The organism is Lentzea sp. NPDC058436 (assembly GCF_042721515.1).
In the GTDB taxonomy this organism is placed as follows: domain Bacteria; phylum Actinomycetota; class Actinomycetes; order Mycobacteriales; family Pseudonocardiaceae; genus Lentzea.
Genome location: NZ_JBHXLF010000001.1, coordinates 1,115,721 through 1,140,683 on the forward strand (window position 1 = coordinate 1,115,721; position 24,963 = coordinate 1,140,683).

Consider the following 24,963-nt stretch of genomic DNA (forward strand, 5'->3'; position numbering starts at 1 on the left):
GAGTGACCGTGGACTACGGCTTGGTCGCGTTCGGCAGCTCGCTCGGCGAGAGGGTGGCGGTCAAAGACGTCATCGCCGACCACACCGAGGACGTCGAGCGCGTGCTCGGTTACGGCTACGACTACCTGCACCTCGCGCCCGATGGCGTCGGGGTCACCGATCTCGCCGCGGAGGCGGCGGCGAATGCGTTGTCGGCGGCCGGCATTGCACCGTCCGAAGTGGACCTGTTGGTGCTGGCGCTCACGGATCTGGCGGAGTACCTGTACTGGGACGCCGCGGCGGCGGTGCAGGCGCGCTTGGGCGCGCGGCGCGCGGAGGCGGTGCTGGTCGACCAGGGGTGCGTCGGCGGGGTGACCGCTCTCGACACCCTCGCCGGCCGCTTCGCCACCCGTCCCGAGCACCGCGTCGCCGTCGTGATCGGTGCGAACCGGACCGCGGACGCATATTGGAACCGGATGGACACGCACTCGCTGCTGTTCTCCGACGGTGCCGTCGCCGCGGTCGCCGTGCGCGGCGCGGACACCTTCCGCTGGCGTGCCTCCCACGCCGAGTCGGACGGCCGGTACGCCGACTTCTTCCGCATGGACCTGGGGGGTGCCGCCGCGCCGTTCGCGGAGGGGGCCGGAACACCGCGGGCACGGGACGCCTGGGACGTCATGGAGTATTTCGGCTACGACTCGGCCAAGGTCGGCGACTTCGCCGACGAGATCGACAACCGCACGGCCCGGTCGGTCCACCGCGTGTGCAAGCGCGTGGGACGGGTGGAGGAGGACCTCGGTTGGCTGTTCCTGCTCAACGACAACACCCGTGTGCTGACGGCGCAGGCCGATCTCGTCGGTGTGCCTCTCGGCCGCACCAACCACCGGCTGGCCGTCGAGCACGGCCACTTCGGCGCCGCCGACCACCTGTTCGCGCTGTCGTGGCTGCACGACTCGGGTGAGGCGCGGCCCGGCGACCTCGTGTGCCTGGCCGCCAACGGGCGCGGGATGCACTGGGCGAGTGCGATTCTCGAACGCTGACCTCACCACGTGAAATCGGGCGGGCCCCTCGTCATCGAGGGGCCCGCCCGATTTATTGGTCACCGGCGGTCGGCGCCCAACGTGCGGCGCAGGCGCGGGATTGCCGTGGGCGCCGCGTTCACAGGAACGTCGGGCAGGTGCCGGGCGAGGTCGGCGAGGGTCGGGTGGTCGAAGATCACGCGCAACGGCAAGGGTGTCCCGGTGCGCGCGGTGAGCCTGCTGACCACGCGGCTCGCCAGCAACGAGTGACCGCCAAGGGCGAAGAAGTCGTCGTTCGCGCCGATCCCGTTGTGCTCCAGCAGGTCCTCCCAGATCTCGGCAACGAGCTTCTCGGCCGCGGTGGCCGGCAGGCGGTTGTCCGCCGCAGCGATCGGCATCGGCGCCGGCAACGCGCTGCGGTCGATCTTCCCGTTGGGGGTCCTGGGCAGGTGTTCGAGGTGGACCAGGTGGCCGGGAACGAGGTGGTGCGGGAGCGTGGACCGGAGCCAGGTGGTGATGTCGTCCTTCTCCACCGGGAGGTCGGTGGTGATGTAGGCGGTGATCTGCTCGTCGGTGGTGACCGTCGCGTCGGTGATGCCGGGGTGTCGGCGGAGGGTGGCTTCGATTTCGCCGGGTTCGATGCGGTGGCCGCGGATTTTGGTCTGGTTGTCGGTGCGGCCGTGGTAGTCGAGTTGTCCGTCGGTGCGCCAGCGGGCGAGGTCGCCGGTGCGGTAGAGCCGTTGTGACGACGAGTGGGGATCCGGCAGGTAGCGGTCGGCGGTGAGGTGCGGTTGGTCGTGGTAGCCGCGGGTGATGCCGTGTCCGGCTAGGTAGAGCTCGCCGATCGCGCCCAGCGGTAGTGGTCGTAGCCGGGAGTCGAGGACGTGGGCGGTGGTTCCGGGAAGCGGTACGCCGATTGGGGTTCGGCGGTCTTGTGGGTTGGTGATGGCGTGGGTGCTGTAGGTGGTGTCCTCGCTGGGACCGTAGAGGTTGTGCAGTGCGGTGATCGTGGGGTGCTGGTGCAGTCGCGCGACCAGGTCTGGGGAGAGCGGCTCGCCTGCGAGGTTCATGGTGTGTGCGTTCGGTGGGATGGAGTCCGTGGCGAGCAACTCCTGCGCGACGGACGGCACTGTGTTGATGAGCGTGATGTGGCGGTAGTGCTGAGGTTCGTGGATCAGGTCGAGTGCGTTGCCGGGGGCGAGAGTGATGGTCGCGCCGGTGATGAGCGGCGTGAAGATCTCGTAGATCGACAGGTCGAAGCAGATCGAGGTCGACGCGAGGGTGTGGGCGAGCTCGGTGGTGCTGAAGGTGCCGGCGGCCCAGGTGAGCATGGCGGCGGTCTGGCGGTGTTCGATCATGACGCCCTTGGGGCGTCCCGTGGAGCCAGACGTGTAGATCGTGTAGGCCAGGTTGTCTGGTGAGGTCAGGTTCACCGGCCGTGAGGCTGGCCCGCTGAACGCGTCTGGGGCCACGACGGTGCTGCCGGTAGTCAGTTCGTTGGTGGTGATGAGGATGTGTGCATTGGAGTCGTCGACGATGTGGTTGATGCGTTCGGCTGGGTAGGCCGGGTCGATCGGGACGTAGCTGCCGCCGGCCTTGAGAACACCGAGGATCGTGACGACGAGATCAGTGGTGCGGGGCAGGCAGATGCCGACTCGTGTCTCCGGTCCCGCACCGAGGGAGCGCAGGTGGTGAGCGGCACGGTTGGCGCGCTCGTCCAGCTCTCGGTAGGTCAGCCTGTCGTTCCCGGCGATCAGGGCGAGCGCGTCGGGCGTGCGGTCCACCTGCCGCTCGACGAGTTCGTGCACGCACAACTGGGGAACCTTGATCGCGGCACCGGTCGACAACTCGGCCAGTCGTGCCCGCTCCGCCTCGGTGCGCACGTCGAGGTCCGACAGCGCCGTGTCCGGCCCGGTGACCATCAGGCGCACGACCAGTGCGACGCGGTCGGCGATGAGGCGAGCGGTCGACTCCTCGAACAGGTCCGTGTTGAACACCAGCCGGCCCGTGATCGACTCGGGTCGTTCCTCCACCTCGAGGACCAGGTCGAACTGGGAGGTCCGGCGGGGCAGCGGGACCGGCCGCAGCTCGCTGTCCGCCAACCGGTACTCCGGCGGTGTCCCGTTGACGGCGAGCATCGCCTGGAAGAGGGGACTGCGGCTCTGGTCGCGTTCCGGCCGCAGTTCCTGCACCAGGTGCGCGAACGGAACGTGCTCCTGCCGCAGAACGTCCACAACGGACTCGATGACACCTCGCAGCGCCTGCGCGAGCGTGCCCTCGGCCGGCAGACGCAGGTGCAGCGGGATCGTGTCGGCGAGGAAGCCGATCACGTCGGCGGACTCCGGGTGCTCGCGCGCGGCGCTGGGCGTGCCGATCACGACGCCCTGCTGACCGGCGAGCCTTCCCAGCACGACGGCGAAGGCCGTGGCGAGAACGGAGAACGTCGTCGTTCTGGAGGCCCTTGCCACCTCGCGCACCATGTCGGTGTCGAGAGGTGCGGTGACGGCGGAGCCGCTGTAGGTCTGGTGCGCCGGCCTCGGATGGTCCGTGGGGACGTCGAGGGACGGTGCGCCGGCGAGGTGGTCGTGCCAGAACGTGAGATCGTCCGGAACGGTGCTGTCCGCGCACTGGGAGATGTCGGTGAACTGGACGCGGCCGGGTGGCGGGACCGGTGTGTCGCCGTCGGCCGCCAGGGCCGTGTAGTGCTCGGAGATCTCGCGCAGCAGCACGTCGAGAGACCAGCCGTCGGAGATCACGTGGTGCATCGACAGCAGCAGGATGTGGCGGTCCTCGTCCGTGTGCACGACGGTCACCCGGAACAGTGGTCCCCTGGCGAGGTCGAACGGCTCGTCCACGAATCGCGCGGCCGCCTCCTGCCAGTCCGCGGTGGTTGCCTCGGTGAAGGGCACGACAGGATCCGGCGAGATCACCTGCACGATCTCCTCGTCGACCTCGCGCACGGAGGTGCGCAGGCTCTCGTGCCGGACGGCCGCCCTGCGCAGCGACTCCCTCAACCGCGCGACGTCGAGCGGTCCGCTGATCTCGGCCGCACCCGTGATCTGGTAGGCGCGACCGGCTTGAGCGTCCAGCCGGCACAGGAGCCACAGCCTGCGTTGCCCGGACGACGCGGGCAGCACCACCGTGCCGCCGGCCTCGGCGTGCCTCGGCACGAGCGGCAAGTCTTCCGCGTGCCCGCTCTGCGGCAGGGCGCGGGCGAGGGCGGCGAGCACGGGGTGGTCGAGCACGAGCCGGAGCGGGACGTCCGCGTGGAGCTCGGCGGAAAGCCGGTGGGTGACCCTGGTTGCGAGCAGCGAGTGTCCGCCGAGTCCGAAGAAGTCGTCCTCGGTCGTGACGGACTCCATCTCCAGCAGGTCGCACCAGATCCGCGCGACGAGCTTCTCCGCGGCGGTGCGCGGCGGGTGTCCTGCGGCGACGTGGCCGGCGACCGGCTCCGGCAACGCGGTGCGGTCGATCTTCCCGTTGGGGGTGCGGGGAAGCCGGTCGAGGGGGACGAACGCGCCGGGGACGAGGTGTTCCGGGAGGCGGGTGCGCAGCCAGGCGGTGATGTCGTCCGTGGTGGTGGGGCCGCTGGTGGTGACGTAGGCGACGAGCTGGTCGTGATGGGTGGTCACGGTGACGTCGGTGATGCCGGGATGTTCGAGGAGCGTGGCCTCGACCTCGCCGGGTTCGATGCGGTAGCCGCGGATCTTGGTCTGGTTGTCGGTGCGGCCGTGGTAGTCGAGTTGCCCGTCGGTGCGCCACCGCGCCAGGTCACCGGTGCGGTAGAGCCGTTGTGATGGCTGGTTCGGATCTGGCAGGTAACGCGCGGCGGTGAGCTCGGGTTGGGCGTGGTAGCCGCGGGTGATGCCGTGTCCGGCGAGGTAGAGCTCGCCGATCGCGCCCAGAGGTAGTGGTCGTAGCCGGGAGTCGAGGACGTGTGCGGTGGTGCCGTGGAGTGGCACGCCGATGGGGGTTCGGCGGTCTCCCGGGGTGGTGACGGCGTGGGTGCTGTAGGTGGTGTCTTCGCTGGGGCCGTAGAGGTTGTGCACCGCGGTGATCGTGGGGTGCTGGTGCAGTCGCGCGACCAGGTCGGGGGAGAGCGGCTCGCCGGCCAGGTTGAGCGTGTGGGCCCTCGGCGGGAACGAGTCTGTGGCCAGCAGTTCGTGGGCGACTGACGGCACGGTGTTGATCAGGGTGATGTGCCGGTAGCGCTCGGGGTCGTGGACGAGGTCGAGCGCGTTGCCGGGAGCCAGGGTTATCGTGGCTCCGGTGACGAGGGGGGTGAAGATCTCGTAGATCGACAGGTCGAAGCAGATCGACGTCGACGCGAGCGTGTTTTGGAGCTGGTCGCGGGTGAACGTCTCGGCTGCCCACGCGAGCATCGTGGCGGTCTGGCGGTGTTCGATCATGACGCCCTTGGGGCGTCCCGTGGAGCCCGACGTGTAGATCGTGTACGCCAGGTTGTCGGGTGAGGTCTGGTTCGCCGGTCGTGAGGCCGGCCCGCTGAACGCGTCCGGTGCCACGACGATGCTGCCGGTACTCAGTTCGTTCGTCGTGACGAGGACATGGGAGTCGGAGTCGTCGACGATGTGGTTGATGCGCTCGGCCGGATACGCGGGGTCGATCGGGACGTAGCCGCCGCCGGCCTTGAGCACCCCCAGGATCGTGACGATCAGGTCGCTGGTGCGCGGAAGGCAGACCCCCACCCGGATCTCCGGTCCCACACCGAGTGAACGCAGGTGGTGGGCTACCCGGTTGGCGCGTTCGTCCAGCTCCCGATAGGTCAGTTCGGTGTCGGCGGCGATGAGCGCGAGAGCGTCCGGTGTGCGGTCGACCTGCCGCTCGACGAGTTCGTGCACACACAACTCGGGAACCGCGATCGTGGCACCGGTCGACAACTCGGCCAGTCGTGCTCGTTCCGCCTCGGTGCGCACGTCCAGGTCCGCCACGACGTCGCCCGGTGTGGTGGTCATGCGGTGCACGACGAGGGCGAGGCGGTCGGCGATGAGGCGCGCGGTCGGTTCCTCGAACAGGTCCGTGTTGTAGGTCAGGTTTCCACTGATGTGGCCGGTCCGCTGCTCGAGGTGGATCGACAGGTCGAACTGGGTGCCTGCGGGCGGCAGGTCCCAGCGTTCGAATTCGAGCCCTGGGATCTCCAGGCGCTGCGGTGGCTCGGCGTCGAGCGCGAGCATGACCTGGAAGAGCGGCGCCCTGGACTGGTCGCGTTCCGGGCGCACGCGCTGCACGAGGCGTTCGAACGGCACGTCGTGACGATGTGCTTCACCGAGTGCTCGGTAGGTGTCGGCCAGTGCGTCGGCGACGGTACGCCGGGCTCCTGTCGCGAGCCGCAGCGGAAGGCTGTTCGCCAGGAACCCCACCACGCCTCGGGTGTCGGCGTGCGAACGCCGCGCGGTGGTGATGCCGATCGTGACGTCGTCCTGACCACTGGCCTTGCCCAGCACGATCGCGAGCGCCGTGGCGAGCACGGCGAACGGGGTGGTGCCGGTGGATCGGGCGAGCCGTTCGACCGGGTGCACCGGCAGCGACATCGGTACCGCGGCGCCGCGGTGGCTCTGGTGCGCCGGCCGGGGCTTGTCCGTCGGGAGGTCCAGAGCCGCCACGCCGCTCAGCTTCTCATCCCAGTAGGCGAGGTCGTCCTCGTCGTCGGCGGTGGTCCGCTCCCACGCCGCCACGTCGCCGTATTGGACTTCGGCAGCCGGAAGTGGCGGGTTCCCCGCGGCCAGGGCGGTGTAGCACTCGGCGATCTCGCGCAGCAACAGGTTGACCGACCAGCCGTCGGCGATGGCGTGGTGCAGGGACACCAGAAGCACGTGCTCCCGCTCACCCGACCGCACCACCCGCGCCCGGAACAGCGGTCCGCGGTCGAGGTCGGTGGTGCTGCGAGCCCACTCGGCCACCACGTCGTCCACTGTGGACGCCGTGCTCGGAGGTTCCTCGCTCCACGACGGGTGCACGACCTGGAAGAGCTCTCCGTCCACGAGCCGCAAGGTCGTGCGCAGTGCTTCGTGTCGCAGGGCCACCGCGCGCAGTGCCCCTCGCAGCGCGTCCTCGTCGAGTTCGCCGCTGATCCGGGCGACGCCGGTGAGGTGGTAGGCGAGGTTGGCGTCCGGGTCCAGCCCGCACAGGAACCACAGCCGCTGCTGGCCGGTCGACGCCGGCACGGTCACCGTTCCGTCCTCGTGTTCGACCCGTGGTGCCCGCGGGATCGAGGTGGTGCCGTCCCGACGCGGGAGGTGGCGGGCGAGCTCGCCGAGGGTGGGGTGGTCGAACACGAGCCGCAAGGGCACGTCCGCCCCGAGTTCGGCCGCCAGCCGGTGGACGAGCCGGGTGGCGAGCAGCGAATGACCGCCGAGGGTGAAGAAGTTGTCCTCCGCACCGACCTGCTCCTGCTCCAGCAGCTCGCACCAGATCCGCGCTACGAGTACCTCACCGGGTGTGCTCGGCGGTGTCTTCCGCCCGCTGGAGGTCGGACGCGGCAGCGCGGCGCGGTCGATCTTTCCGTTGGGGGTCCGGGGAAGCCGGTCGAGCTGGACGACGTGGTGCGGGACGAGGTGGTCGGGCAGACGGGTCCGGAGCCAGGCCGTGACGTCGGCGCTCGACGTGGCGGGATCGGTCGTGACGTAGGCGACCAGCTGCGGGTGGTCGCCCTGGTGGTGGAGGGCGACGGCGGCGTCGGTGATGCTGGGGTGTCGGCGGAGGGTGGCTTCGATTTCGCCGGGTTCGATGCGGTGGCCGCGGATTTTGGTTTGGTTGTCGGTGCGGCCGTGGTAGTCGAGTTGTCCGTCGGTGCGCCAGCGGGCGAGGTCGCCGGTGCGGTAGAGCCGTTGGCCCGGGCCGGGCAGGTAGCGGTCGGCGGTGAGCTCGGGTTGGGCGTGGTAGCCGCGGGTGATGCCGTGTCCTGCGAGGTAGAGCTCGCCGATCGCGCCGAGGGGCAGTGGTCGTAGCTGGGAGTCGAGGACGTGCGCGATGGTTCCGGGGAGCGGTTTGCCGATGGGGGTCCGTTGCTGGTGCGGATCCGTGACGGCGTGAGTGCTGTAGGTGGTGTCCTCGCTGGGGCCGTAGAGGTTGTGCAGTGCGGTGATCGTGGGGTGATCGTGCAGCCTGGCGACGAGTGCGGGTGGGAGTGGTTCTCCCGCGAGGTTCATGGTGTGTGCGTTCGGTGGGATCGAGTCCGTGGCCAGCAACTCCTGCGCGACCGATGGCACCGTGTTGATCAGGGTGATGTGCCGGTAGTCGTGGGGGCGGTGGACGAGGTCGAGTGCGTTGCCGGGGGCCAGGGTCACGGTCGCGCCGGTGATCAGCGGCGCGAAGATCTCGTAGATCGACAGGTCGAAGCAGATCGAGGTCGACGCGAGGGTGTGGGCGAGCTCGGTGGTGCTGAAGGTGCCGGCGGCCCAGGTGAGCATGGCGGCGGTCTGGCGGTGCTCGATCATGACGCCCTTGGGCCGGCCGGTCGACCCCGAGGTGTAGATCGTGTAGGCCAGGTTGTCCGGTGAGGCCAGGTTCGCAGGCCGCGACGTCGACCCGGTGAACGAGTCCGGCGCGACGACGGTGCCGGTCGTCTCGACGTCGGTCGCCGCGACCAGGACATGGGCCTGGGAGTCCTTGACGATGTGCTCGACGCGCTCGGCCGGGTAGGCGGGATCGATGGGCACGTAACCGCCCCCGGCTTTGAGCACGCCCAGGATCACCGCGATCAGATCGCTGGTGCGGGGCAGACAGACGCCCACTCGTGTCTCCGGGCCCACCCCCAGGCCCCGCAGGTGGTGAGCGACGCGGTTGGCGCGTTCGTCCAGTTCCCGGTAGGTCAGCCGGTCGTTCCCGGCGATCAGGGCCAGCGCGTCGGGCGTGCGGTCCACCTGCTGCTCGACCAGTTGATGCACGCACACGTCCGGTACCGCGATCGGGGCACCGGTGGACAGTGCGGCAAGCCGCGCCCGCTCGGCCGCCGTGCGCACGTCCAGGTCCGCCAGAGCGGTGTCCGGCCCGCGGGTCAGGAGTTCGAGCGCCAGCGCGAACCTGTCGGCCATCAGGCGAGCGGTGGACTTGTCGTACAGATCGCTGTCGTAGCCGAGGAAACCGGTCAGGCCGTCCTCACGCAGCCACAGGTACAGCTCCCAGTCGTGCTGCACCGACGCGGGTGCCCGCACCAACGGCTCCAGCGGCGACCCGCCGAGGGTGAACGCCGGCATCTCGTCCTGCAGCACGCACAGCACGCGGAACGGCGGCGCGCCCCCGGTCTCGGCCTGGCCCGCCACGGTCTCGAACGGCGTGTGCGCGTGCCGGTAGGCCCCGAGACACGTGTCGCGGACCGCCCGCAGCAGGTCCCGCCCGGTGCCGAGTCCCGCCGAATCCGTGCGCAGCACCAGCATGTTGACCAACGGGCCGAGAGCCAGAGGCGCACGCTGGCGCTCACGCGTCCTGGCGGGTGAGCCGATGGCCACGTCGGACCGGCCCGAGACCGCGGACACGACGAGGTGCAGCGCCGAGAGCAGCACCATGAACGGCGTGGCACCTTCCACCACAGCCAGGTCCTTGATCCACTTCACCGCTTCCGGACCGAGCGACACGGGTACCGACGCCGACGCGAACCGGGGTTTGCCGGTGCGGGGGCGGTCCGTCGGCATCTCGGCGGCCGTGTGGCCACGCATCCGGTCCCGCCAGTACCGGAGGTCGTCCTCCGTGGTGGGGACGGCTGGTGGCGGCAACGGCTGGGCCGGCGGAAGCACACCCCCGTCGTAGAGGACCGACAGCTCGTGCAGGAAGACACCGAGCGACCAGCCGTCGGCGATGACGTGGTGGGCGACGAGTTGCAGGACCGATTCTCGCTCGTCCACCGGCCACACCGTCACCCGCCACAGCGGAGCGCTCGACAGGTCCATTGGACGAGCAGCCCGTTCCCCGGCCTGCGCGAGCGCCGCGTCCCTGCGCCGCTCCACCGGCAACGGTCCCAGGCTCACGATCTCCAGCGGAACGGGTACCGCGTCCGCGACGGTCCTCCGCACGGGCTCGGTCGCGGTGAAGGAACTGCGCAGCACCGAGTGCCGTTCCGCGAGCGTGGCCAGCGCCGTCCTCAGCGACCGCTCGTCGAGCGGCCCGCGGACGGATCCGACGAACGACAGCACGTTGACCGCGGTGCCGGGATGGATCTGCTCGAACATGCGGATCCCCAGCTGTGCGGGGTGCACGTCGACCTCGGTCGTCGCGGTGGCGGCCCTGGCCCGCCACCTGGTGACCAGTTCCCGGCCGCTCTTGGCCATGTCGCCCACGGTGAAGCTCCTCGATCGCTCGGTTCGGCGGGGTCAGGCGGAGGTGGTCGACCTGCGCAGCTCGTAGCGCCGCGCCTGGTAGGTCCCGTTGACCAGGGGGCGCTTGGCGAAAGCCGGCCCGTCGACGTAGCGCACGATCTCGGCCACCGGCACCGCCGCCTGAGAGGTGATCTCCCAGCCGCCGAAAGCCGATGCCACCTCGTCCTCGCTGACGTCCCAGCCCTTGGTGTTCTGCTGTTCGAAGGCGATGAGCACCATCAACGCCCCCGGCGCTGCCGCCGCGGTCACCTCGCGCACGTAGTCGGCGCGCAGTTCGACCGGCAACGCGTGGTAGCAGCCCGCGTCCACGACCAGCGAGTAGCCGCCGCCCACCCCGAGCTCGGACAGCCTGGTCACGTCTCCGTGCAGGAAGCGGACCACCACCTGTGCGTCGGAGGCCCGGCGGCGGGCGCGGCGCACGGCGTGCCCGACGAGCTCGACACCGGTGACGTCCCATCCGTTGCGGGCGAGGTAGACGGAGTTGCGCCCAGGACCGCAGCCGAGGTCGAGCGCCCTTCCGGGAGGCAGCGCGTCAGGACCCGCGACCAACTGGACGAGCCGGTCGTCCGGCACGGTCGACGGGGAGATGTTGAACGGGAGCCGGTGCTGCACCTCGTAGGCGAGGCGCAGCAGCATGTTCGTCACCTGTGTTCTCCTTGCTGGGTGTGGGAGGTGCCCAGAGCCGCGGCCAGCTCCTGGGGTGTGGGGTTGTCGAACACGGTCTGCATGGCCACCGGGATCGCGAACTCGGACCGCACGCGGTTGAGGAGCTTCGCCGCCAGCAGCGAGTTGCCGCCACGGGCGAAGAAGTCGTCGTCGGCGCCGTACTCGGTCGCACCGAGCAGCTCACCGAACAGGGCGCACAACGCGCGTTCGGACTCCGTCACCGGGGCGCGTCCCGCAGGGGCGTCGTCCATCTCGGGCAGAGCGGTGTGGTCGACCTTGCCGTTGACCGTGCGCGCCAGCGACGTCACCCGCATCAACCGTGACGGCACGTGGTGCGAAGGCACGCGCTGCGACAGGAATCGCCGCAGTTCCTCCACCTCGACCTCGCCCACGACGTAGGCCACGAGCTCCGCACCGCGTGCGCCGGACCGCGCGAGCACCGCGGCCTGGGCGATGGCGGGATGCCGCAACAGCGCCGCCTCCACCTCACCCGGCTCCACCCGGAAACCGCGGATCTTGACCTGGTCGTCGGACCGGCCGAGGAACTCGAGCTGCCGCTGTTCGTTCCACCGCACCAGATCCCCGGTGCGGTACACGCGTCCGCCGGTCACGCCGGTGGGGTCGGCCACGAACCGCGAGGCCGTGAGTCCCGGACGGTTCCAGTAGCCGCGGGAGACCTGGGCGCCACCGACGTACAGCTCGCCGACCACACCGGGCGGCACGGGCAGCAACCGCTCGTCCAGCACGTGGGCCCGCGCGCCGGGGATGACCGGCCCCAGCGGGGCGACGGCGGGCCAGGCCTCGACGTCCTCGGGAGCGGTCCAGAACGTCACCACGTTGACCTCGGCCGGACCGTAGACGTTGTGCAGGCGGAACCCGCTGCGCCGGCCGAACTCCCGGATCCATCCGTCGACGTGCAGCGCCTCCCCGCCCTGGAAGACGTCCCGCAACGACAGCAGGTCGCTGCCCCGCTCGACCGCAGCGGAGAACAGGGCGTCGAGCACGGCGGTCGGGGCGTACAGCTCGTGGATCTGCCGGTCGTCGATCCAGTCCACGAAGGAGTGGAGATCACGCCTCAGTTCCTCGGTCGGCAGCACGAGGGTCTTGCCCAGCAACAAGGTGGACAGGATCTCCTCGACGGAGAAGTCGAACCCGATCGCCGTGAACTGCGCGGTCCTCGTGCCGACCGGGGCGGGCAGGGCCGCGCAGTGCCAGTCGAGCAGGTTGGCCAGACCGCCCACCGTCATGCAGATCGCCTTCGGCGTACCGGTCGATCCGGAGGTGAAGACCACGTAGGCCGGACTTTCCAGACGCACGGGCGCGGTCCGCTCCGCGTCGGTGATCGCGTGCTCCGCCGCCTCCGTCACCGATCGCACGAAGTCGGGATCGTCGACCAGCACCTGCTGGCCCTCGAACGGACCGAGGCGCTCGAACCGGCCGACAGTGGTGATCACGGCGTGCGGCGCGCAGGCGGCGAGCATGTCCCGCACGCGCGTGTCCGGGTACTCCGGGTCGACCGGCAGATAGGCCGCGCCGGCCTTGAACACCCCCAGCATGGCGACGACCAGTTCGACGCCGCGCGGCAGCACGAAGGCCACCACGCTCTCCGGACCGATCGCGGCGGCGATCAGGCGGTGCGCGAACCGAGTGGCCCGGCGGTCCAGGTCCTCGTAGGTCAGGTCGACGTCCTCGAACAGCAACGCGGTCGCACCGGGGTCGCTGCGGACACGTTCCTCGAACAGCGCCGCCACCGACCGCGGCGCCGCGGTGCCGCCCCGGTGGCTGAGCGCGCTGGGGCGCATGTCGGTCCAGTAGCACTCGACGTGCTCCTCGCAGGCCTGCCGCGTCGCGGGACCGAACGCCACGCGCCACCCCGCGGGCACGGCCAGCCCGTCTGGCCACAGGGAGTGCCTGCCCTCGTCGTCGACCAGAACCCAGAACTCGCTGTCGACACGGTCGAACGGATTCATCGCACCTTCCTCGCAGATGTCCGGCGCGGCCTCAGCGGCCTTCGGCGACCCGCGCCGCGGGCGCGGAGGAACCGACGTGCTGCGAGTAGGGGTCCAGTGGATCGGCGGGCTGGTACTCGAGGCTCACCCTCGAGCCCACACCGGCTTCCAGCGCCGCCTCGATCAGCGTGTCGAGGGCCAGGTGGTCCTCCAGGGCGAACCCCGTCGAGTCGAAGACCGTCAGGGTGTCGCGCGCGTGCTGGTAGGCCGCCGGGTCGTGGCACAGGGCCGCGAGGCCCGGGCCGATCTGATCGGACGTCAGCTGCTGGCACTCGCCTTCCATCAGCGCCTGCGCCGGGTGGTCCGGAACGACCAGCGCGCGTTCCAGCAGCGACTTGGGCAGCTCCGTCTTGCCGATCAGGTCCGAACCGACGGCGTTGAGGTGCAGGTGGGGACGGCAGGCGCCGTCGGGCACGACCGGGCCCTCCCCGACACCGACGGAGGTGGCGGTCGTGATGACGTCGGACTCGGCGAGGATCGTCCGAGGATCGGACTGGACCACGTCGATCCCCAGGAAGTCGGTCCGGCGGGCGAGGCTCGCGCTGTGGCCGGGGTCGAGGTCCCACACCAGGGCCCGGCGGATCGGCAGCACGAGGCTCAGCGCGTGCAGTTGCGTCACCGCCTGGGTGCCGGTGCCGATCAACCCCACCGTCGAGCTGTCCGGGTGCGCGAGGATCCGGGAGGCGACCGCGGACGCGGCACCGGTGCGCATCGCCGTCAGCACCACCCCGTCCGCCAGCGCGATCATCGTCCCAGTCTTGTCGTCGAACCGGGCGACGGTGCCGGTGATCGTGGGCAGTCCGAACTTGCGGGGGTTGGCCGGGCTGTAGGAGATCGTCTTGATGGTGATCGACTCACCGACGTCGTGGTGCGGCATCCACTCCGTGACGCCGGGCAAGGGGTCCTGGCGGACGAAACCACCCCGTGGCGGTGACGGCTCCCGGCCCTCCGCGTGAGACCGGGCTAGTCCCAGGTGCAGCCGGCTGATGATCCGGTTCATCAGCTCGGTGCGGCCGACCCTCTCGATGACCGCGAGCACGTCGACTGGGGTGATCAGCAAGGTGTCCAACGAACTGGTGTCCTTTCCTCGTCACGGTCGTGAAGCTGGTCCGTCTGCGGAGAGCGCACCGATCCGGTCGACGACCTTGGCGCCCGTGATCCCCTCCTGGGCCCAGACGGCCAGGAGGTGCGCGGTCAGCGCGCGGGGCGATTGGGTGCTCAGCACGGCGTCGACCGTGACCGGCAGCGTCAGCGCCTCCTCGGTCACCGCCGCGATCTCGGCGGCCCGGATGGAGTCACCGCCGATCGCGCTGAGTTGTTGTGTGGGCGGGCAGTCGGGCACCTCGCACACCGCGGCGAAGACCGAGGCGAGGAACTGCTCGACCGTGTCCGACTCCGCCGCCGGGGTGACCGTCCGGCCGACGGGACGGCCGTTCAGCTCGCCCGCCACGTACCGGGTCCGCGTGAGGTTCCGCTGCACCTTGCCGCTGGTCGTGCGCGGGATCGCCCGCGGCGGACACAGCACGACGGTGTCCACGCGGGCGCCCGTCGCTGCCAGGACGCGGTCTCGAACCCGTGCCGCCACGGCTTCGGTGTCGACTTCACGAGTGGCGGTCTCGACTACGAGCACGACCTCCTGGGGGTCGCCGTCGACGGAGAACGCGGCGGCGGTCGGCCGCAGCGCGGGCTCGTCTTCGACCGCGGCGGCCTCCAGGTCGTGCGCGTGGTGGTTGACGCCGTTCTGGATCACCACGTCCTTGCTCCTGCCGGTGACGAACAGGTGCCCGTCGCGCAGGTACCCGAGGTCGCCGGTGCGCAGGTACCGGTTCCCGTCCAGCTCGCCGAACAGCTCCTCCTCGGCCTGGCCGGTGTCGTTCCAGTACCCGCGGCTGATGCTGGGGCCGCGCAACCAGAGCTCGCCCTCCTCGCCGTCGCGCACGCGGTCCGCGTCCGGTGACACCACCGCCAGCTCGTGGCCGGCGATGACCGGCCCGCAGTCCACCCGGTTGTGCGCGTCGACGCCGCCGGGCGACCAGTGGCGTCCCGTCACGATCAGCGTGGCCTCCGCCAAGCCGTAGCACGGAAGGAAGGCCGACTCGCGGAAACCGTTGGCGGCGAACCGCTCGGCGAACGCCGTGAGCGTCCGGGGCCGGATCGGCTCCGCGCCGTTGAACGCGAGCCGCCAGCTGCTCAAGTCCACATCGGACAGGTCGGTGGTCCTGGCGCGGCGCACGCAGAGGTCGTAGGCGAAGTTCGGTCCGCCGGTGTGCGTGGCGCGCAGCTCGCTCACCTGCCGCAACCAGTCCAGGGGATTGCGCAGGAAGTGCACCGGCGACATCAGGCGCACGGGAAAGCGGCCGTGCACGGGGGTGAGGATGAAGCCGATGAGGCCCATGTCGTGGTACGGCGGCAGCCACGACACGACGTTCGTGTCGTCGTCCAGGGCGAACACCTCGCTGATCGCCCGCACGTTGGCGATCAGGTTCCCGTGCTCCAGCACGACGCCCTTGGGCTGGTTCGTGCTGCCGGAGGTGTACTGCACCAGGGCCACGTCTCCAGGCGCGGGCAGGGCGAGGTCGTCGGTGATCTCCGGGCCGTCGAGCGGCACCACCGGTGGTAACGGCGGGAGGTCGGGGAACGCCGTCAGCACGCCGAGCACGACGGGATCCGCCATCAGCACCGTGGCTCGTGAATCAGCCAGGACGCGGGCGAACCGACGTGTGATCCGGTCCGCCGGACCGAACAGCGGGGGATAGGCGGGCACCGCGGGAACGCCCGCGAGGAAACAGGCCCAGACCGCGACCACGAAATCCAGGCCCGGCGGGTACAGCAGCAGCGCCGGTCCACCGCCGGTGTTCTCGGCGCGCAGCCGGTGTGCCGCCGTGCGGGCCCGTCCGAACAATTCGTGGTAGGTGATCGCTTCCACGCGGCCGTCGTCGTGCAGGTACTCGTACGCCCGCTGATCTCCGTGGTCTGCCGCGTGGTCGAGCAGAACGTGCACCAGCGTGCTTCGGCCGGCCAAGGGCATGTGCGGACTCCTCGCTGCTCGCGTCGCGCGGGTCGACTGTCTTTCGCGCGGTCCCTGAATAGCGCATGGCGATTTGCGCCGGGCTGGCCACCTGAATGTAAAGGTGCTCTCTCTCCAGGTGGTATCACCTGCGTATTCGGCTTCTCTCGCCTTTCAATCAATTCCTTGACGTGCCCACCGGCCGTGCTGGTAAGCATTGATCTGCACCGGGTCGGCGATTGTGAAACGGGCTCGCCACCCGCCTGTGTTCCACGTTCGAAATCCGGAATCAGTTTTCGCCCGGACGATCCCCATTCGATGGAGGTGCGCGTGCGCGCGGCCAACGCCAGGTCGACCTGGCTGATGTCCTTCGCCGAGGTGCCGGCCCCGGCCTTCGAGCTGGTGTGCTTCCCCCACGCGGGCGGCGGTGGCTCCGCCTTCGGCACCTGGCAACAGCACACCGAACGGCTGCGGGTGTCCGCCGTGCGGTTGCCGGGACGGGAACGGCGGTTCGCCGAGCCCGCCATCGACGACCTCACCGCACTGGTGGATTCGATCGCGGGCGCCCTGGGGGACGTGACCGAGCGGCCCTACGCCCTCTACGGGCACAGCATGGGCGCTCTGGTCGCCTTCGAAGTGGCCCGCGAGCTGCGTCGGCGGCACCTCCCGCTGCCCGGAGCCCTGTTCGTGGCGGGGTGCGAGGCGCCGGACATCGTGGACTTCGAACGCGTCCACGACCTGCCCCGCGAAGACCTCGTCGCCTGGCTGAGGGCCACGGACGGCCTGGACCCGGAGGCGTTCGAGTACCCGGAGCTGATCGACCTGATGCTGCCGACGATCCGCGCGGACCTGGGCGCGGCGGAGAGGTACTCCTATCAGCCGGAACCGCCTCTGCCGGTGGCGATCCACCTGCTGCGCGGCCGCCAGGACCACCAGGTGGAGGTCGCGGGCGACTCGGGCTGGGGCACGCACACCTCGCTGGCGTGCACGGTGACCGACTTCGACGGCGGGCACTTCTTCGTCCGCGACCACGAGCGCGAGGTCGTGGCTCTCATCGAGACCGAGCTGTGCGGCGAAGGGACCACCAGGTGAGCAGCTCGTCCTACGTGGGTGGCGTCGGCAGCGGGCCGGTGCGCGACTACAGCGCCTACTACGCCCTCCCCGCGGCGCCGGCGCAGCGGCAGCTGTGGTTCCTGTGCCAGCTGGAGGAATCCTCCAACTCCGCCTACAACGTGGTGAGCGCCGTCAGCCTGACCGGCACTCTGGACACCGTCCTGCTGCAGCGCGCCCTCAACGCCGTGGTGGCCGCGCACGAGAGTCTTCGCAGCGGCATAGGCCTGGTCGACGGCGAACCGCACCAGCTCGTCGTACCCGAGGCGCTGGTGTCACTGCCGGTCGTGGACTTCTCTGGCGTCTCCGCGGCCGAGGCCGGGACGCGGCTGCGCGCACTGGCACGGGAGCAGGCGGAGAAGCCCTTCGTCCTGGACGAGCCGCCGCTGATGCGGGTGGTGCTGGTCCGCGAGTCCGAGCAGCGCCACACCCTGGTCACCGTCGTGCACCACGTGGTCTGCGACGGGTGGTCGACCGAGATCTTCTACGCCGACCTCGCCCGCGCCTACGCGGCCCAGCTCGACGGTCGCCCGGCGACGCTGCCCGAGCCGCCCATCCAGTACGCCGACTACGTCGCCTGGCAGCAGGAGTCGCTCGCCGGTGACGGCCTTCGCGACCTCACCGCACACTGGCAGCGGGAGCTCGCCGGCACCACGCCGCTGAACCTGCCGGTGGACCGTCCCAGGGGCAGCGTGCGGCGTCGCGGGGCGGGCGCCAGGGTGGAGGCGACGCTCAGCGCGGACGAGGTCGCCGCTCTGGCGGGCGTGAGCCAGGAGCAGGACGCCACGCTGTTCATGGTGCTGCTGGCCGCCTTCAAGACCACCTTGGCGCGCGTGACCGGGCAGTCCGACGTCGCCGTCGGCACACCGGTGGCGGGCCGCCACCACCCCGACGCCGAGCAGGTGATCGGCTTCTTCGCGAACACGCTGGTCCTGCGCACCCGCCTGCCGATGACGGGCGACTTCGGCGACGTGGTCGGCGCGGTGCGGGAAACCTGCCTCGATGCCTTCTCCCACCAGCAGATGCCGTTCGATCGGCTCGTCGAGGCGGTGGGACAGGCACGGGCGCTCGACCGGAACCCGTTGTTCGACGTGATGTTCTCGTTCCAGAACACGCCCGGTGTCGACCTGGAACTGCCCGGTCTCAGCCTCTCCCCGGTCGACCTGGACAACGGCGCGGCGAAGTTCGACCTGTGGCTGACCGTGCTGCCGGAGAACGACGGACTGCTGCTGCGCCTCGACCACGATCGCGATCTCTACACCACCGAGACAGCGCGACTGCTCCTCGACCGCTACCTCGACGTGCTCACCGCTGTCCGCGACCAGCCGCGTACCCCCGCGGCCGCGCTCCCCGCGGCGGACGCTGCCGGACTCGCCGCCGTCGAGCAGTGGGCACAAGGCCCGCGGTTGGCCTCCACCGACGACGTGCTCGCCCTCATCGCGGCCAGGGACGGCGAACTCACTGCCGTGTCCGATGGCACGCGCGACTGGACTCACGCCGCACTGCGTTCCCGTGTCGGCGCCCTCGCCGAACGGTTGCGCGCTGAAGGCGTACCGCCGGGCACCACCGTCACCGTCACGCCGGCACCCTCAGCCGATCTCGTGGTCGTGGTGCTCGCGGCCTTCGAGGTGGGCGGCGTCGTGGCCTACGGCAGACGTCCCGACCGCACCGGCGTTCTCGTCCGCGCGGATGACGGCGAACCGGACGGGTGGTCCATCACCACCGGACCCAGGTTCGACCCGGAACCGCACGGCCGTCCCGCGCCCGACCTGCCCTGCTGGCGGCTGGAGGCGCCGGACTCGCCCGACACGGCCGTGCTGTCGCACCGGCACCTCGCGGCTGCCGTCACCGCGGTCGCCGAGCGGCTGCGACTTTCCTCGAAGGACAGCGTTGTGCTGCTGGGTGACGCACCGCCGCATCCCGTGGAGTTGTTGTTCCCCTTGGCTTTCGGCGCAGGACTGATCTTCTCTCCCGACGGGGCGGTGGAAGGGTCCGTGGCGATGGCGACCGCCTCGACGTGGAGGCAGGTCCTGATCGGCAACTGGACGGCTCCGCCCGGTGTGCGTCTGGTGTGTCGTGGCGCGGTGTTCCCGGACGACCTCGGTCAGGCCCTGGAGCGCACCGGCAGAGAGGTGCTGTTCTGGCGCGAGACCGCTGGCAGCGCGATTCCTGCCGGCTTCGTCGCCTCCGCCTCCGCGCGGCTGCGCCGGCTCGGCACGCCCCTGCCGGGGGTGACCCGGCGGGTGCTCGACCCGAGCGGCGCGCCTGCCGCGGTGGGTACGACGGGACAGCTCTTCGTGACCGGCCTGGAGACCGGTACGGGCGTGCTGTGCCGCTACACCGCGGCCGGTGAGCTGGAGGAGGTCGGCTACGCCGACGACCGCGTCGCGGTCGGAGACCACGTCGTCTCACCCCTGCGCGTCGAGAAGTTCCTGTCCGGTGTGGACGGTGTGCGGGCCGCGGCTGTCGTGCCGGGGGAGAGCGGCGGCGAGACCAAGCTCGTCGGCTGGCTGGTGCTCGAACCGGTGCTCGCGAACGGGAACCCCCGTGAGCGCGAGGAGTTCGCGGACTCCGTCCGTGCCGCGGCGGCCTCCGCACTGGCACCGCACGAGGTGCCCGCACTGTACGGCACCCTGGACACGTTGCCCTCGCTGGCTGACGGCACGCTCGACCGCGCCGTGCTGACGGCACTGCGCGGGCCCGCCCTGCTGGGCAAGCTGGACGACACAGCACCGCGCAACCGCACCGAACAGGCCGTGATGGCCGTGCTGCACCAGGTTCTGCCTGTGCGAGGCTTCGGCGTGCATGCCGACTTCTTCGCACTCGGCGGGCACTCCCTGCTCGCGGCGAAGGTCATCGGTCGCGTCCAGGACGAGCTCGGAGTCCTCGTCCCGGTGCGCGACTTCTTCGCCCGCCCCACCGCCGCCGGTCTCGCCGAAGCCGTGACCGCGGTGCAGACGGCTCAGCGGGACCGGTCCGCCACCAAGGCGGGAGCCGTACGCGGGCAACTCGCCGGCATGAGCGACCACGAGGTCGAGCAGCTGTTGCGACAGCTCGGCTGACCCCCCATTCCGGCGAACCCGGGAAATTCCACCAGAGAAGAGGAAGAGATGGGCATCGACGACGCGGACACCGTCTTCCAGGTCGTGGTGAACGAACAGGACCAGTACTCGATCTGGTTCGACGGCCGCGACCTCCCGGACGGCTGGACCGCGACCGGTACCAGCGGCACGAAGCAGGAGTGCCTGCAGCACATCGAGACCGTGTGGACCGACATGCGCCCGCGGTCGGTCCGCGAACGCGTGGCCGGCTGACTATCCCGCCCTGACGGCAACTACCTAGGAGTCTTCGAGTATGAGCCAGCAGCACGAGCTGGAATCCATGTCGGCAGAGGAGAAGCGCGCGCTGCTCGCCCAGCTCCTGGACGGCTCGGCCGACGCCGCGCCGAGCAACCTCTCCCTGGAGCAGCGTCGCCTGTGGGTCTTGCTCCAGCTGGACGAGAGCAAACCGTGGCAGGTCAACTCCGCTGTCCGCCTGTCCGGCCGGGTCGACCCGGCCACCATGCAGCAGGCTCTCAGCGCTGTCGTGCAGCGGCACGAGGTGCTGCGGAGCACGTTCCGCGAGGTGGACGGGCACCCGCTCGCCACGACCGCCCCGGCAGTCACGCTGAGGCTCCCGGTGGTCGAGATCGCGGCCGACGCCCTGGACGCCGAACTCGCCCGCGTCCTCGCCGCCGACACGCGCACGCGGTTCGACCTCGCCAAGGGGCCGCTGGTGCGCGCCTCGATGCTGCGCCTCGCCGAGGACGACCACGTCCTGCTGCTGACCCTGCACCAGATGGTCGCGGACCGGCGCTCGGCGAAGCTGCTCACCGAGGAACTGCTCACCCGCTACACCGCGCTGGCCGGCGGCACGAGTGCGGACGCCGCCGTCGCCTCGACGGACTTCCACGACCTCGTGGTCGCCCAACGGGAGTGGGTCAACAGCGACGACGCCGTCAAGGACGTCGAGTTCTGGCGCGACCGCCTCGCGGCGCTGAGCCCGCTGGAACTGCCCACCGACCGGCTCCGCCCGTCGATGAAGACCATCCACGGCGACGCGGTCACCGTGCCGGTGCCGGACGCCGTGACCCGTGCCGTCACGGCCTACTGCGAGCAGAGCGGTCACTTCGTGCCCGAGGTGCTGCTGGCGGCCTACGTCGGGGTCTTGTCGCGCTACTCCCAGCAGCACGACCTCGCGGTCGGCATCAGTGTTCCGGCCGCTTGGCACACCGACGGCGACAACCTCGTAGGGCCGCTCGAGAACACCCTTCCGCTGCGGTTCGAGCAGGGCGAGTCCGACTCGTTGACCCGCCTGACCGACCTCGCGCGCACCGTGCGGTCGGAGGCGATGGCGCACGCGAGGCTGTCGTTCGACCGCATCGTCGAGGCGGCCCAGCCGCAGCGCGACCTGAGCCACACCCCGCTCTTCCAGGTGTCCTTCACCTACGAGGACGAGACGCCGTCGAGGAACCTTCCCGGCGCCGTCGCGACCCCGCTCGACCTTCCGGCGACCTGGACCGCCCACGACCTCGACCTGTTCGCGATCCGTCGCGGTGACGCGCTGACTCTGCGGGTGCAGTACAACACCGACCTGTTCGACCGGTCCACGGCGGAGCGGTTCGTCAGCCACCTCGTGCTGCTGCTGCAGACCGCCGCCGCGGAGCCGGGCCGGCCGCTGTCGTCGATTCCGATGGTGACCGCGGACGAGAGTTGGCTCCTCGACCAGTGGAACGAGACGACCGCCGATCACGACCGCTCCCGCACCCTGCACGCACTCGTGGAGGAAGCGGCGCGGACGACCCCTGACGCGGTCGCGGTCGCCGCCGGGGACGACGAGGTCACGTACGCCTCCCTCGACGCCCGCGCCGAGGCTTTGGCCGCCGAACTCGCCTCCCGCGGTGCCGCACCGGGAACGAAGGTCGGTGTGCTGGTGGACCGTTCCGTCCACGCGGTCGTCGGCCTGCTCGGTGTGTTGAAGACAGGCGCGGCCTACGTGCCGCTCGACCCGACCTACCCGGCCGACAGGCTCGAGTTCATCGTCGGCGACGCCGGGATCAGCCTGCTGGTGGGACTTCCCGCGACGCTCGCCGAGGTCCCCGCCGCGCTGGGCGCGGTCACCGGCGTCGGCGTGCCGACAGCGGACCCGGCCCAGGGCACCGACCGGCCCGCCGTGCGCGTGGAGCCGGACGACCTCGCCTACATCATCTACACCTCGGGATCGACCGGCCGGCCCAAGGGTGTGGCGGTCGAACACCGCCAGATCGTGCACGCCACGGCCGCACGCACCGCCTGCGAAGGGCCGGGCCTGCCTCAGCGCTACCTGGTCCTGGCGCCGCTGACGTTCGACGCCTCCGGTGGCGGTCTGTACTGGACGCTCAGCCGCAGTGGCACCGTCGTGCTCCCCACGGAACAGCAGGTGCTCGATCCGCGCCTGCTCGGCAAGCTCATCCGCAGCCGCGGCATCACCCACGTGGACGGCGTGCCCTCGCAGTACGCGGTGCTGCTCGAGACCGACCTCGAGGCCTACGACGAGGTGCGCACAACGATCCTCGCCGGTGAGACCCTGCCACCCAACCTCGTCGCCGAGCACTACCGGCGTTCCCCCGACGCGGTGCTGTTCAACGAGTACGGCCCCACCGAGGCGACGATCTGGGCCTCCGTGCACCACGTCGGTCCTGAAGAGGCGCAGGCGCAGCGGGTTCCCATCGGCAGCCCCGTTCCCAACGCCCGCATCCACCTGCTGGACCGGAGTTTCAACCCGGTTCCTCCTGGCGTGCCGGGCGAGCTCTACATCGGCGGCGAGGGCGTGGCCCGCGGCTACGTCAACAGGCCGGCGATGACCGCCGAGAGGTTCCTGCCCGACCCGTTCTCCGCGCGTCCGGGCGACCGCCTCTACCGCACCGGTGACCTCGCCCGCTACCGGTCTGACGGCGCGATCGAGTTCCTGGGCCGGGTGGACAAGCAGGTCAAGATCCGCGGCTTCCGCATCGAACTGTCCGAGGTCGAGAACGTCCTCCTGCGCCACCCGCTCGTGGCCGAGGCCGTGGTCACCGTGCGCGAGGACCAGCCGGGGATGCCACGACTCGTGGCCTACGTGGTTCCTGTCATCGGCCGCGTGCTCACCCAGGAGACGCTGGTGAGCCACGTCCTGGGGCAGATCCCCGACTACATGGCGCCCAGCCACTTCGTCACGCTGGAGCGGATGCCGCTGACCCGGCACGGGAAGATCGACACCACCGCCCTGCCGGCACCCCAGGAGATCGCCGTCAGCGGCTTCGTCGAGCCGCGCGGCCAGCTCGAGGCCGAGATCGCGGAAACCTTCGCCGCCGTGCTGGGCATGCAGCACATCAGCGCCACCGCCGACTTCTTCTCCCTCGGCGGCAACTCCCTGCTCGTCGCGAGGCTCGCGGCCCAGCTGTCGCGCGAACACGACGTCGAGCTGCCGATCGACGAGATCTTCCGCGTCCCGACCGTCGAGGGCATCGCCCGCGCGGTGGAGACGCACCAGCGCGAACGGGACAACGTCGACAGCGCGGCGCTGTACGCCAAGCAGGTCGCGGAGCTGGTCGCCGATGTCGAACTCGACCCGGCGATCAAGCCCGACGGCCTGCCGCGCGCCGACTGGTTCGCGCCCAAGAACGTGCTCGTCACCGGAGCGACCGGCTACCTGGGCCTGTTCATCGTCGTCGAGCTGATCGAGCGCACCGACGCGACCGTGCACTGCCTCGTGCGCGGCGGCAGCGCCGACGAGTGCTGGGACCGCCTGGAGGAGACCATGCGCAAGTACCGCGCGTGGGACGAGTCCTACCGGGATCGGATCAAGGTCGTCCAGGGTGATCTGGCCAAGCCGTACCTCGGACTGTCCAAAGAGGAGTTCGAGGGCTACGCCGCCTCGATCGACTCGATCTACCACAGCGGTGCGATCGTCAACTTCACCTACCCGTACGAGGCCATGAAGGCCGCGAACGTGCTGGGAACCGAGGAACTGCTGCGCCTGGCCACGAGGACCACGCTCAAGGCGTTCCACCTGGTGTCCAGTGTGGACGTCTTCATGGGCACGGGTGCGCTGCGGCCGTTCACCGAGGAGGACCTGGGCGACCGGCCGGTCAAGGTGCCGACCGGGTACCCCCGCACCAAGTGGGTCGCGGAGAAGATCGTGGTCATCGCCCGGGACCGGGGCGTGCCCGTCACCGTGCAGCGGCCCTGGATGATCACGGGCCACACCAAGACCGGCGCGTCCCACGACACCGACTACCTCTACGTCTACCTCAAGGGCTTCCTCGACCTCGGAGTCCTGCCGCTCTACAACGACGTGATCAACGCCGTACCGGTGGACTACACCGCCCAGGCCATCGTCTACACGTCGCTGCGCGAGGAGAACCTCGGCAAGAACTTCAACATCACCAACCGTGAACCGACCACGATGCAGCAGTGCTACCAGTGGTTGCGCTCGTTCGGCTACGACCTGAACGTCGTGGACGAGGAAGAGGCCCGTCGCCAGGCGCTCGCCGTGGACGAGGACCACATCCTCTACCCGCTGACGCCGATCCTGAGGGTCGCGTCGATGCGGCACGCCGCGCTCGACCCCGACCTGCAGCAGGAGGTGGATCCGCTCGACGAGTGCCGTGTGCTCAACGAGGCGCTGGAGGGCTCGGGCATCGAGTGCCCGCCGGTGAACGAGCAGTGGGCGCACTCCTGCTTCCAGTTCCTGGTCGACAACGGCTACCTGCCTTCGCCCGAGGAAGTGGCGAGGGAGAAGGCGCACGGCTGACCGACGCACCGTCCGCCCGCGGGTGCCTGCCC

Annotated in this window: 10 protein-coding genes; 5 read left to right on the top strand and 5 right to left on the bottom strand. The window is 70.4% G+C overall.

What is annotated here, in order from left to right; translation table 11 throughout:
- Positions 1–8 precede the first annotated feature (8 nt).
- Complete coding sequence (locus ACFWN2_RS04375; RefSeq protein ID WP_382424845.1) at positions 9–1,019, top strand: 3-oxoacyl-ACP synthase III family protein; 1,011 nt, start codon at positions 9–11, stop codon at positions 1,017–1,019.
- A gap of 59 nt (positions 1,020–1,078) precedes the next feature.
- On the opposite strand, the gene ACFWN2_RS04380 is transcribed toward ACFWN2_RS04375, so the two are convergent.
- The 5 genes from ACFWN2_RS04380 to ACFWN2_RS04400 are packed head-to-tail and all read right to left on the bottom strand — an operon-like array spanning position 1,079 to position 16,030.
- Positions 1,079–10,279 (bottom strand): amino acid adenylation domain-containing protein, encoded by a 9,201-nt coding sequence (locus ACFWN2_RS04380; protein WP_382424846.1) that lies wholly within the window; start codon positions 10,277–10,279, stop codon positions 1,079–1,081.
- Positions 10,280–10,321: 42 nt separating this feature from the next.
- Positions 10,322–10,963, bottom strand: coding sequence for a class I SAM-dependent methyltransferase (locus ACFWN2_RS04385; RefSeq protein ID WP_382425585.1), 642 nt, complete (start codon positions 10,961–10,963; stop codon positions 10,322–10,324).
- A gap of 5 nt (positions 10,964–10,968) precedes the next feature.
- Entirely contained in the window at positions 10,969–12,963 is a 1,995-nt protein-coding gene (locus ACFWN2_RS04390; protein WP_382424847.1) for an amino acid adenylation domain-containing protein, read from the bottom strand.
- Positions 12,964–12,994: 31 nt separating this feature from the next.
- Positions 12,995–14,071 (bottom strand): ornithine cyclodeaminase family protein, encoded by a 1,077-nt coding sequence (locus tag ACFWN2_RS04395; protein ID WP_382424848.1) that lies wholly within the window; start codon positions 14,069–14,071, stop codon positions 12,995–12,997.
- A gap of 21 nt (positions 14,072–14,092) precedes the next feature.
- The gene (locus ACFWN2_RS04400) at positions 14,093–16,030 is read right to left on the bottom strand and encodes an AMP-binding protein (RefSeq protein WP_382424849.1); all 1,938 of its coding nucleotides are present in this window, start codon (positions 16,028–16,030) and stop codon (positions 14,093–14,095) included.
- A gap of 309 nt (positions 16,031–16,339) precedes the next feature.
- Between ACFWN2_RS04400 and ACFWN2_RS04405 the strand changes: the two genes are divergently transcribed.
- From ACFWN2_RS04405 to ACFWN2_RS04420, 4 genes are read left to right on the top strand one after another with little or no spacing between them, the layout of a single operon-like run.
- Positions 16,340–17,101, top strand: a complete 762-nt coding sequence (locus ACFWN2_RS04405; RefSeq protein WP_382424850.1) for a thioesterase II family protein — start codon at positions 16,340–16,342, stop codon at positions 17,099–17,101.
- The gene (locus ACFWN2_RS04410; RefSeq protein WP_382424851.1) at positions 17,098–20,181 is read left to right on the top strand and encodes a condensation domain-containing protein; all 3,084 of its coding nucleotides are present in this window, start codon (positions 17,098–17,100) and stop codon (positions 20,179–20,181) included. Before ACFWN2_RS04405 ends, ACFWN2_RS04410 begins: the two co-directional genes overlap by 4 nt.
- A gap of 48 nt (positions 20,182–20,229) precedes the next feature.
- Positions 20,230–20,433, top strand: a complete 204-nt coding sequence (locus tag ACFWN2_RS04415) for an MbtH family protein (protein WP_382424852.1) — start codon at positions 20,230–20,232, stop codon at positions 20,431–20,433.
- Between the two features lie 40 nt (positions 20,434–20,473).
- Entirely contained in the window at positions 20,474–24,931 is a 4,458-nt protein-coding gene (locus ACFWN2_RS04420; RefSeq protein ID WP_382424853.1) for an amino acid adenylation domain-containing protein, read from the top strand.
- Positions 24,932–24,963: the final 32 nt, after the last annotated feature.

Bases quoted from the DNA above. Each gene is read 5' to 3' on its own strand.
- ACFWN2_RS04380 (WP_382424846.1), bottom strand. From the start codon at position 10,279: ATGGCCAAGAGCGGCCGGGAACTGGTCACCAGGTGGCGGGCCAGGGCC.
- ACFWN2_RS04385 (WP_382425585.1), bottom strand. From the start codon at position 10,963: ATGCTGCTGCGCCTCGCCTACGAGGTGCAGCACCGGCTCCCGTTCAAC.
- ACFWN2_RS04390 (WP_382424847.1), bottom strand. From the start codon at position 12,963: ATGAATCCGTTCGACCGTGTCGACAGCGAGTTCTGGGTTCTGGTCGAC.
- ACFWN2_RS04400 (WP_382424849.1), bottom strand. From the start codon at position 16,030: ATGCCCTTGGCCGGCCGAAGCACGCTGGTGCACGTTCTGCTCGACCAC.
- ACFWN2_RS04415 (WP_382424852.1), top strand. From the start codon at position 20,230: ATGGGCATCGACGACGCGGACACCGTCTTCCAGGTCGTGGTGAACGAA.
- ACFWN2_RS04420 (WP_382424853.1), top strand. From the start codon at position 20,474: ATGAGCCAGCAGCACGAGCTGGAATCCATGTCGGCAGAGGAGAAGCGC.